The sequence below is a fragment of the Roseateles sp. P5_E1 genome, from assembly GCF_054049335.1.
Genome location: NZ_JBFUMN010000447.1, coordinates 1 through 531 on the forward strand (window position 1 = coordinate 1; position 531 = coordinate 531).

Consider the following 531-nt stretch of genomic DNA (forward strand, 5'->3'; position numbering starts at 1 on the left):
ACGTACGACAGGCCCGCACCGCGGCCCAGGGCGCGCTCGGAGCTGCGCTGGATGGTGGGGCCRTCGGCCATSGGRTCGGAAAACGGCACGCCSAGTTCGATCACRTCGGCGCCGGCRGCRGYCAGCGCATGCATCACCGGCACGGTSGCCTCSAGSSMSGGRTCGCCCGCGGTGAWGAARGGAATCAGCGCCTTGCGGCCTTCGGCCTTCAGCCTGGCGAAGCGGGTATCGATGCGGTTCATCGGTGTCGTCGGATTGGATTGGCGTCGCGGCAAGGACCGGAACTAGAACGTGATGCCTTCACGGCCGGCGATCGTGTGCACATCCTTGTCGCCGCGACCGGACAGGTTGCACAGCACGATCGCGTCCTTGGGCATGTCGCGCGCCAGCTTCATGGCCTGGGCGATCGCATGACTGGACTCCAGTGCCGGCAGGATGCCTTCGGTACGTGCGAGCTGGTGGAAAGCCGCGAGCGCCTCGTCATCGGTCACGCCAACGTACTCGGCGCGGCCGGTGTCCTTTAGGAATGCG

The 531-nt window shown here is 66.9% G+C and carries 1 protein-coding gene and 1 pseudogene; both read right to left on the reverse strand.

Going from position 1 to position 531, the window contains the following annotated elements; translation table 11 throughout:
• A partial coding sequence (locus ACXJKJ_RS32015; protein ID WP_457395766.1) for a tryptophan synthase subunit alpha occupies positions 1–242 on the reverse strand: 242 nt, incomplete at its 3' end.
• A gap of 42 nt (positions 243–284) precedes the next feature.
• Positions 285–531 (reverse strand): annotated as a pseudogene (locus tag ACXJKJ_RS32020) (tryptophan synthase subunit beta); the annotation flags it as partial.